The sequence below is a fragment of the Kutzneria sp. 744 genome, assembly GCF_000568255.1.
Lineage (GTDB): Bacteria > Actinomycetota > Actinomycetes > Mycobacteriales > Pseudonocardiaceae > Kutzneria.
Genome location: NZ_KK037166.1, coordinates 6,097,982 through 6,103,460, shown reverse-complemented (window position 1 = coordinate 6,103,460; position 5,479 = coordinate 6,097,982). Strand labels below are relative to the sequence as shown.

Annotated in this window: 7 protein-coding genes; 1 reads left to right on the top strand and 6 read right to left on the bottom strand. The window is 69.8% G+C overall.

Annotated elements, in window-relative coordinates; all coding sequences use genetic code 11:
- From KUTG_RS61710 to KUTG_RS27650, 5 genes are all read right to left on the bottom strand, one after another.
- Positions 1–580, bottom strand: a 580-nt coding sequence (locus KUTG_RS61710; RefSeq protein WP_043720852.1) for a hypothetical protein, incomplete at its 3' end; no start/stop codon positions are given.
- A 13-nt stretch (positions 581–593) separates the two neighbouring features.
- Complete coding sequence (locus KUTG_RS27665; protein WP_043720849.1) at positions 594–1,172, bottom strand: DUF3558 domain-containing protein; 579 nt, start codon at positions 1,170–1,172, stop codon at positions 594–596.
- Between the two features lie 17 nt (positions 1,173–1,189).
- Positions 1,190–1,600, bottom strand: coding sequence for a hypothetical protein (locus KUTG_RS61705; RefSeq protein WP_052395490.1), 411 nt, complete (start codon positions 1,598–1,600; stop codon positions 1,190–1,192).
- A 106-nt stretch (positions 1,601–1,706) separates the two neighbouring features.
- The gene (purD, locus tag KUTG_RS27655; protein ID WP_043720847.1) at positions 1,707–2,963 is read right to left on the bottom strand and encodes a phosphoribosylamine--glycine ligase; all 1,257 of its coding nucleotides are present in this window, start codon (positions 2,961–2,963) and stop codon (positions 1,707–1,709) included.
- Positions 2,964–2,988: 25 nt separating this feature from the next.
- Complete coding sequence (locus tag KUTG_RS27650; protein WP_043720845.1) at positions 2,989–3,243, bottom strand: UBP-type zinc finger domain-containing protein; 255 nt, start codon at positions 3,241–3,243, stop codon at positions 2,989–2,991.
- A gap of 19 nt (positions 3,244–3,262) precedes the next feature.
- Here KUTG_RS27650 and KUTG_RS27645 point away from each other — a divergent pair, with 19 nt between their 5' ends.
- The gene (locus KUTG_RS27645; RefSeq protein ID WP_043720843.1) at positions 3,263–4,819 is read left to right on the top strand and encodes a Na+/H+ antiporter; all 1,557 of its coding nucleotides are present in this window, start codon (positions 3,263–3,265) and stop codon (positions 4,817–4,819) included.
- Positions 4,820–4,833: 14 nt separating this feature from the next.
- Here KUTG_RS27645 and KUTG_RS27640 read toward each other — a convergent pair.
- A partial coding sequence (locus KUTG_RS27640; RefSeq protein WP_043720841.1) for a zinc-binding dehydrogenase occupies positions 4,834–5,479 on the bottom strand: 646 nt, incomplete at its 5' end.

The window sequence follows — 5,479 nt, the reverse complement described above, 5'->3', positions numbered from 1 at the left end:
CGACCGAGTTCACCGACGCGCCCTGCACGGGCTGCGCCACCAGCCCGATATTCGGCGGCGCACTCATCGGCGTAGTGCTGGCAATAGCGTCCTGCGAATTCGACTGATAGGAGTTCAACTGGGCTATGGCCTGATCCCGATCGGCCTGAGCCTGCTCCACCTCTTTGGCATGGTCCGTCTGGTATCCGAAGAACCCGGCCACGTTGTCCACGGTCGACTTCTGCGTGTCCGTCGACGGCGTCGGTGCGGTCTTGGCCACGGAGTAGGAGTCACCCTGCGTCGTCAGTCCGGAATTAGCAGTGTCGATGTGGTACTGCGACGCGTCGCCGTAGTTCGCGGTCGAGGCCAACTGCTGATGGCCGCCCTGCCCGGCCACGCTGTGCCAGTCGATTCCGATCTTGGCCATCTGCGCGGTCAGAATCTGATTGGTGGCATCGAGATCTTGCGCGACACCGTGCAGGGTGTCGACCGTGGCCTGCATGACTGCGGCGCCCTCGCCCTGCTTGAGCTTGTTCACCTGCTCTGCGAGCTGCGCGTTGGAGTAGCCGTCGAACCGGATGTCGCCCAGTGTCGGTGCCATGTCCGCCTCCGCTCTAGCTCTTCGTCTGCAAGGTCGCCAACGCCAGGCTGGCCAGCTGCTTCGACAGGTCGCACATCTGGGTGTTGCTGAGGTCTCCGGAATGCGGAAGAACCCCGGCGTACAGTTCTTTTCCGTCGGCGATGCTCACGATCGTGTCGCACAAATGCCCGGCGGGGGCATTCCAGTCCTCACCCTTGGTCACGATCTGAATGGCGGGAAAGGATGAGACAGTTGCCGACCGAGTGACCCAGGTGCCGGTGTAGTTCAGCCAGTAGTCGACGCCGCGCTTCGGGTCGAGTCGCACAGTCATGGTGTATTTGACCGGGTCGGTGACCTGGTACGTGCAGCTGGTCGCGGCGCCCGTCTGATCCCAGCCCGGTCCCTGCGCGCTGCTCGACACCTTCATCTGGGCCATCTGGTCCTGGGTGAGCAAGGAACAGGGATCCGCGGTGGCGCTCAGATCCTTGGGACGCGGCGGAACCGACGCCGACGAACTGGCCGCCGTGGTGGTCGTGCCGGGACCGGCCGTACCCGGGTCCCGGGTCGTGCATCCGGCCGCCGCGACCGCGACCAGCGCGACCGCGACGCCCACTCGAGTACCGACTCGCACTACTTGACTCCAAACGCGTCTTTGATCTGTTCCTCGGTGAAGCCGTACTGCTGGGCCGCCGTCTTGAGCTGCTCCGCCAGCTTCTCGAGACCGTCGATGTACTGGCCGATCCGGTTCGTGTACGAATCGTCGTTCGACACGAGGATCTTGGTCCATTCCAGGGTCGCCGCCTGGCTGACATCGTCGCCGCCGAGGACGCCGGTGAAGAGGTTCTGCAACTTCGGTCGGGTGATGCTGTTCAGCTGGTCGACCTGCTGCTGAATGATCTTGCCCGCCTGGAGCACGGTGTCGTGGTTGACCGTGATCTGGCCGCCGCTGATGCCCGCGTACTCGCCGGCGACGGCCCCGAACGGCGCCGTGATGGCGCTGATAGAGGCCAGATCGGCGCTGAACCGCTCCATCTTCTCCATCAAGACCGCCCCCGCACGCTTGGTGACTACTCGGACTCGGTTTGCAGGCTACCAACGTTGGCGTGTGCCGTGCCTGAGTTCGACGAAGGCGGGGGCGGGATGGTTCCTACGGGATGTGGACGTCGCCGTGGACGGCACGAAGGGCGATGTCGGTGCGGTGGTGGGAGCCGGTGAGCTCGACGAGGGAGGCGAGGCGGTAGGCCTCGTCACGGGCGGCGGAGAGGGTGGGGCCGGTGCCGACGACGGAGAGGACGCGGCCTCCGGCGGAGACGACGGCGCCGTCGTCGCGGCGGCGGGTGCCGGCGTGGAGGACGCCGTCGAGCTCGGCGCCGGTGATGACGTCGCCGGTGCGGGGGCGGCCGGGGTAGCCCTCGGCGGCGATGACGACGGTGACGGCGGCGCCGTCCTCCCACTCGAGGGGAGGGTGGGCGGCGAGGCGACCCTCGGCGGCGGCGAGGAAGAGGCCGGCGAGGGGGGTGCGGAGCAGGGCGAGCACGACCTGGGTCTCGGGGTCGCCGAAGCGGCAGTTGAACTCGATGACCTGGGGGCCCTCGGAGGTCAGCGCCAGGCCGCAGTAGAGCAGGCCGGAGAAGGTGGCGCCACGGGCGGCGAGCTCGTCGACGACGGGCTGCACGCAGCGGGCGACGACGTCGGGGACGAGGTCGGCGGGGGCCCAGGGCAGGGGGCTGTACGCGCCCATGCCGCCGGTGTTGGGGCCGGCGTCGTTGTCGCCGACCCGCTTGAAGTCCTGGGCGGGCAGCAGCGGCACGACGGTGGTGCCGTCGACGATGCAGAACAGGGACGCCTCGGGACCGTCGAGGAAGGACTCGAGCAGCACGGGGTGCCCGCCGTCGAGCAGGTGCATGGCGTGGGCCCGGGCGACGTCGTAGTCCTTGGTGACGACGACGCCCTTGCCGGCGGCCAGACCGTCGTCCTTGACGACCCAGGTGGGCCCGAAGCGGTGCAGGGCGGAGTCGAGCCGGGCGGGGGTGTCGACGATCTCGCTGCGGGCGGTGGGCACGCCGGCGACCTGCATGACGTCCTTGGCGAAGGCCTTGGAGCCCTCGATCCGGGCGGCCTCCTTGGACGGCCCGAAGCAGGGGATGCCGGCGTCGCGCACGGGGTCGGCGGCCCCGGCGACCAGCGGCACCTCGGGCCCGATGACGACGAGGTCGGCGTTCCACTCCTTGGCCAGCGCGGCGACGGAGCCGGGGTCGGCGAGGTCGACGCCGTAGGTCTCGGAGACGGCCGAGGTCCCGGCGTTGCCGGGGGCGCAGGCCAGGGCGGTCACGGCGGGGTCTTTGGACAATGCCAGCAAGAGGGCATGCTCCCGGGCACCAGACCCGATGACGAGGACGCGCACGACCGAACAGCGTACAGGTGCTGGTTCAGACGAGTCGGTCGTCCACGAAACACCAGCGCCAGGACTCCCCGGGTTCGAGCGAGCGCATGACGGGATGCCCGGTCTCACGGTGGTGGGCGGAGGCGTGTCGGCCGGGGCTGGAGTCGCAGCAGCCGACGTGGCCACACGTCAGGCACAGTCGCAGGTGGACCCACCGCTGGGCGCCGAGGGCGAGGCAGTCCTGGCAACCGGCCGAAGTCGGCGGGACCGCGGCCGTGGCCGGCACGTGAACACAGGTCATCTTGAATACCCTTCAGCTCGTGCAAGGCGTCGAGATCCTTCTGCTGCTGGCCGGCTCGCTCGCGGTGACGGCGGTCGCCCGCCGTCTGGGCTGGCCGGCCCCGCTGCTGCTGGTCGCTGTCGGCCTGGCGGCGTCGTTCGTGCCGGGCATGCCGGATTTCCGGCTGGAGCCGGAGCTGGTGTTGGCGATCGTGCTGCCGCCGCTGCTGTACTCGTCCGCCCTGGATTCCTCGTACGTCAACATCCGCCGCAACATCCGGCCGATCGCCCTGCTGGCCATCGGCCTGGTGCTGACCACAACGGTAGGCGTCGGACTGGTGACGCATCTGCTGATTCCGGCGCTTCCGTTGCCTGCGTCACTGGCACTTGGTGCAATCGTGGCCCCGCCGGACGCGGTGGCGGCGGTGGCGATCGGCCGCAAGCTGGGCCTGCCGCGCCGGATCATGACGCTGCTGACGGGCGAGAGCCTGGTCAACGACGCGACGGCGCTGACGGCCTACAAGGTGGCGGTGGCGGCCGCGACAGGTACGGCCATGTCCTGGGGCACGGGGGTGGCGACGTTCCTGCTGGCTTCGGTCGGCGGCACGGTGATCGGCTACCTGATCGGCGTGGTGGTGCACTGGATCCGGCTGCGCCTGCACGACAGCGTGCTGGAGAGCGGCCTGGGCATGCTGGTGCCGTTCGGGGCGTACCTGATCGGGGAGTCGGTGGGCACTTCGGGCGTGCTGGCGGTGGTGGCGGCCGGCTTGTACCTCGGTCACAACGCGCCGCGGGCGGGTTACGCGACCCGGTTGCAGGAGACGGCGGTCTGGGGCGCGGTGGACGTGCTGCTGGAGTCCTGGGTGTTCGGGCTGATCGGCTTGCAGCTGCGCTTCGTGCTGACGGACAGCGGCGCGACGTGGCCGTTGTTCGGGGCGGCGCTGCTGGTGTTGCTGGCGACGATCCTGCTGCGGATCGCCTGGGTGTACCCGGGCACCTACCTGCCCCGCCTGTTGTCACGGAAGATCCGCGAACGGGAGGAACCGCCGTCGCCGCGTGGGGTGTTCATCGTGGCCTGGACGGGCATGCGCGGCGTGGTGTCGCTGGCGGCGGCCTCGGGGCTGCGGCTGGACATGCCGGGCCGGGACGTGATCATCCTGTGCACGTTCGTGGTGACGGTGGGAACCCTGATGGTGCAGGGACTCACGCTGCCCGGCCTGATCCACGTGCTCGGGGTCCGCAGCACCGACGAGCACACCGACACCCTGGCCGAGGCGCAGGTGAAGTACCACGCGGCCAAGGCCTCGATCGAACGCCTCGACGACGCGACCGACGAGGCGACGCCGGAGCATGTGGTGAAACGGCTGAAGCTGCTGGCCGAGCATCGGGGCAACGCGGCCTGGGAACGGCTGGGCCGCGGGGACGAGGAGATCGGTGAGACGCCGGCGGCGCGCTGGCAGCGGCTGCGTCTGACGATGTTGCTGGCGGAGCGGGAGGTTTTCCTCGCGGCCCGGGACGCCCGGGAGATCGACGACGAGGTTTTCCGCCGTGTGCAACGGGAACTGGACCTGGAGCAGGCCGCGCTCACCCGGGAGTGAGCGCGGCCCGGGTCTCAGGAGACGTCCAGCACGGCCTTGCCGACGACCTTGCGGCCGAGCAGCGCCGCGATGGCGTCCTCGCTGTTCTCCCAGCTGCCCCGGTACCCGATCTCCACATCGAGCTTGCCCGCGGCGACCAACGACGTGAGGAACGCGAGGTCCTCGCCGAGGCCGCTGCCCATCATGAACGCCTCCAGCCGACGCTGCGGGCCGACGGTCGAGTACGGCGGGTACACCGCGGGCTCGCCGGAAGTGGCGCCGATGGACTGGATGGAGCCACCCTCGGCCAGCAGGCCGAACGCGGCGACCTGGTTCGGGCCGCCGACGTTGTCCAGCACGCCGTGCAGCGGGCCGGTCAGACCCTCAACTCCCACAATGACTTCCGCCGCACCGAGTTCCTTGAGCCCGTCGCCGCGGCCGGCGCTGCCGACGGACGCGATGACGTGCGCCCCGGACTGCGCGGCCAGCTGCACGGCGAAGCGCCCGACACCACCGGCCGCGCCGGTGACGAGGATCGGACGGCCGAGCACGGAGCCGAAGCGCCGCAAGGCCCGCAGAGCCGTCACAGCGGCCACGGGAAGGGCAGCGGCCCGGTCGAAGTCGACGCCGTCCGGCAGCACGGCCAGCTCCGTGGTGTCGACGGCCCGCAGCTGCGCCCAA